Annotated in this window: 1 protein-coding gene; it reads left to right on the top strand. The window is 68.9% G+C overall.

Annotated elements, in window-relative coordinates:
• The first annotated feature begins 184 nt into the window (after window positions 1-184).
• On the top strand, window positions 185-4,372 hold the full coding sequence (rpoB, locus tag AC1MIR_RS23635) for a DNA-directed RNA polymerase subunit beta (RefSeq protein WP_480030626.1): 4,188 nt from the start codon (window positions 185-187) through the stop codon (window positions 4,370-4,372).
• Window positions 4,373-4,455: the final 83 nt, after the last annotated feature.

The raw sequence follows: 4,455 nt of genomic DNA, 5'->3' as shown, positions 1-4,455 counted from the left end.
GCGCGGGGGGGGGGGGGGGGGGGGGGGGGGGGGGGGGGGGGGGGGGGGGCGCCCGCGCCCCCCCCCCCCCCCCCCCCCCCGCGCCTGCGTTTTTCCGGCGCGGCCCAGGGCGGCGCCGGTCTGATTGCCAGAAGCAGCCATCCGGCCCGGTGCGGGGCCGGCGGGCGAGGGAAGCGGGACAGGCATGAACGCTATCACGAGGTCGTTCACCGGGCGCAAGCGCATTCGGAAGTCCTTCGGGCGGCTGCCCGAAGTGGCCCCGATGCCCAACCTCATCGACGTGCAGCGCGCCTCCTACGAGGCGTTCCTGCAGATGGGGGTTGACCCGGATGCGCGGCTGCATGCGGGGCTGCAGGAAGTCTTCAAGTCCGTCTTCCCGATCGACGATTTCGGCGGCCGCGGCCGCCTCGAATTCGTCCAGTACGAGCTCGAAGAGCCGAAATACGACGTCGAGGAGTGCATCCAGCGCGGCCTGACCTTCGCCGCCCCGCTCAAGGTGCGCCTGCGCCTGATCGTGTGGGACGTGGACGAGGACACCGGCAGCCGTTCCGTCCGCGACATCAAGGAACAGGATGTCTACATGGGCGACATGCCGCTCATGACGGACAACGGCACCTTCATCATCAACGGCACCGAGCGCGTCATCGTCTCCCAGATGCACCGTTCGCCGGGCGTGTTCTTCGACCACGACAAGGGCAAGACGCACAGCAGCGGCAAGTACCTCTTCGCCGCGCGCGTCATCCCCTATCGCGGCTCCTGGCTCGACTTCGAGTTCGATGCCAAGGACATCTGCTACGTCCGCATCGACCGCAAGCGGAAGCTGCCGGCGACGACGCTGCTCTATGCGCTCGACAGCGTGTGGACCGAGGGCGAGCGCGCCCGCCGCGCCAATGAGGGGCTGCCGGCGCTCGAGCCGCACGAGATCCGCGGCATGGACGCCGAGGAGATCCTGAACGCCTTCTATGGCCAGGTGGTCTTCACCCGCGGCCCGAAGGGCTGGTCGCGCCCCTTCGACCCCGAGGCCTTCCGCAACGTGAAGCTGGCCGAGGCGCTGGTGGATGCGAAGACCGGGCAGGTGGTGGCCGAGAAGGAGGCCAAGATGACCGCCCGCGCCGCGCGGAAGATCGCGGAGGGCGGCACGACCGAGGTGCTGGCCGGCCGCGCCGACCTGCTCGGCCGCTTCGTCGCCGAGGATATGGTGGACTACCAGAGCGGCGAGATCTGGGCCGAGGCCGGCGAGGAGCTGACCGAGGCGAAGCTGACCGCGATCGAGGAAGCCGGCCTCGACCGCCTGCCGACGCTCGCCATCGACCAGGCGACCGGCCCCTGGATGCGCAACACGCTCGCGGTGGACAAGAACTCCAACCGCGAAGAGGCGCTGATGGACATCTACCGGGTGATGCGCCCGGGCGAGCCGCCGACCGCCGACACCGCCGAGAACCTGTTCCGCGGCCTGTTCTTCGACCCTGAGCGCTACGACCTCTCGGCCGTCGGCCGGGTGAAGATGAACATGCGCCTCGGCTTCTCCACCGAGGAGGTGCCGGACCACATCCGCACCCTGCGCAAGGAGGACATCGTCGCGACGCTGCGCGTGCTGCTGCAGCTGAAGGACGGCGTCGGCTCGATCGACGACATCGACAACCTCGGCAACCGGCGCGTGCGCTCGGTCGGCGAGCTGATGGAGAACCAGTACCGCGTCGGCCTGCTGCGCATGGAGCGCGCGATCAAGGAGCGGATGGGCGCCGTCGACATCGACAGCGTGATGCCGCACGACCTGATCAACGCGAAGCCGGCCGCGGCGGCGGTGCGCGAGTTCTTCGGCAGCTCGCAGCTCAGCCAGTTCATGGACCAGACCAACCCGCTCAGCGAGGTGACGCACAAGCGCCGCCTCTCGGCGCTCGGTCCGGGCGGCCTGACGCGCGAGCGCGCCGGCTTCGAGGTTCGCGACGTCCACCCGACGCATTACGGCCGCATCTGCCCGATCGAGACGCCGGAAGGCCCGAACATCGGCCTGATCAACAGCCTCGCGACCTTCGCCAAGGTGAACAAGTACGGCTTCATCGAGACGCCGTACCGCCTGGTTCGGGAAGGCAAGGTGACCGGCGATCCGCGCTACCTCTCCGCCATGGAGGAGGAGCGCCTGGTCGTGGCGCAGGCCGATGCCGAGCTCGACGCCGAGGGCAACTTCAAGTCCGAGCTGGTCAGCGTGCGCTCGGGCGGCGACTTCCGCCTGGTGAAGCCCGAGGAAGTCACGGCGATCGACGTCTCGCCGAAGCAGCTCGTCTCCGTCGCCGCGGCGCTGATCCCGTTCCTGGAGAACGACGACGCCAACCGCGCGCTGATGGGCTCGAACATGCAGCGCCAGGCGGTGCCGCTGATCCGCGCCGACGCGCCGCTGGTCGGCACCGGCATGGAAGGTGCGGTGGCGCGCGATTCGGGTGCGACCATCGTGGCGCGCCGCGACGGCGTGATCGACAGCATCGACGGTGCGCGCATCGTGGTGCGCGCGACGGGCGACGAAGGCACGACGCGCGGCGTGGACATCTACCGCCTGCGCAAGTTCCAGCGTTCCAACCAGTCCACCTGCATCAACCAGCGCCCGCTGGTGAAGGTGGGCGACCGGGTGAAGGCCGGCGACATCATCGCCGACGGCCCGAGCACGGAGCTCGGCGAGCTCGCGCTCGGCCGCAACGTGCTCTGCGCCTTCATGCCGTGGAACGGGTACAACTTCGAGGACAGCATCCTGATCAGCGAGCGCATCGCGAAGGACGACGTCTTCACCTCGATCCACATCGAGGAATTCGAGGTGATGGCCCGCGACACCAAGCTCGGCCAGGAGGAGATTACTCGAGATATTCCGAACGTCGGCGAGGAGGCCCTCCGGAATCTGGATGAGGCCGGCATCGTCTACATCGGGGCGGAAGTGCAGCCGGGAGACATCCTCGTGGGCAAGGTGACCCCGAAGGGTGAGTCCCCGATGACACCTGAAGAAAAGCTGCTCCGCGCGATCTTCGGCGAGAAGGCGTCTGACGTGCGCGACACCTCGCTGCGCCTGCCGCCCGGTGTCGCCGGCACGATCGTGGACGTGCGCGTGTTCAGCCGCCGCGGCGTGGACAAGGACGAGCGCGCCATGGCGATCGAGCGCGCTGAGATCGAGCGTCTCGCGAAGGACCGCGACGACGAGAAGGCGATCCAGGAGCGGAGCTTCTACAGCCGGCTGCGCGAGCGCCTGCTGGGCAAGAAGGCGGCCGGCGGCTTCAAGGGTGTGAAGGCCGGCACCGAGATCACCGACCATGTGCTGGAGGAGTTCGCCAAGGCGACCTGGCGCCAGATCGGCGTGCAGGACGATGCGGCGATGGCCGAGATCGAGGCGCTGAAGCGCGAGTTCGACGCGGCGGTCGAGCGCCTGCAGAAGCGCTTCGAGAGCAAGGTCGAGAAGCTGCAGCGCGGCGACGAGCTGCCGCCCGGCGTGATGAAGATGGTCAAGGTCTTCGTCGCGGTGAAGCGGAAGCTGCAGCCCGGCGACAAGATGGCCGGCCGCCACGGCAACAAGGGCGTGGTCTCTCGCGTCGTGCCGGTGGAGGACATGCCGTTCCTGGAAGACGGGACCAGCGTCGATCTGGTGCTGAACCCGCTCGGCGTGCCGTCGCGCATGAATGTCGGCCAGATCCTGGAGACGCATCTGGGCTGGGCCTGCGCCAACATGGGCAAGCAGATCGGCGAGATGGTCGAGGAGTACCGCCGCGGCGGCGCGATGCGCGAGGAACTGCGCGCGAAGCTCGTCGAGGCGTATGGCGAGGAGATCGTCGCGCGCGACGTCGATCCGCTGGACGACGACCAGCTGATCGAGCTGTGCGAGAACCTGAAGAAGGGCATCCCGATCGCGACGCCGGTCTTCGACGGCGCGCGGATGGCCGACATCGAAGGCATGCTGGAGAAGGCCGGCCTCGACCGTTCCGGCCAGGTCTGGTTGCATGATGGCCGCACCGGCGAGAAGTTCGAGCGGCGCGTGACGGTGGGCTACATCTACATGCTCAAGCTGCATCACCTGGTGGACGACAAGATCCACGCGCGCTCCATCGGCCCCTACTCGCTCGTCACCCAGCAGCCGCTGGGCGGCAAGGCGCAGTTCGGCGGCCAGCGCTTCGGCGAGATGGAGGTCTGGGCGCTGGAAGCCTACGGCGCCGCCTACACGCTGCAGGAGATGCTGACGGTGAAGTCGGACGACGTCTCGGGCCGCACCAAGGTCTACGAGGCGATCGTGCGCGACCAGGACACCTTCGAGGCGGGCGTGCCGGAATCCTTCAACGTGCTGGTGAAGGAGCTGAAGTCGCTCGGCCTCAACGTGGATCTCGAGAACCGCCCCGCCTGACGCGGCGGTTCGCCTTCCCGGGGGGCGCGCCGGGGCGCGGGGGCCCGCGGGCCAGAGGCGGCGGCGCGGCGCCCCCCCGCCCC

It is taken from the genome of Falsiroseomonas sp. RANM36, from assembly GCF_056682175.1.
Note: the sequence above shows the minus strand (reverse complement) of the source record. Positions and strands in the feature narration are given on the sequence as shown.

What these genes read in the sequence shown, in the direction of transcription:
- rpoB (WP_480030626.1), top strand. Translation starts at nt 185, where the DNA reads ATGAACGCTATCACGAGGTCGTTCACCGGGCGCAAGCGCATTCGGAAG.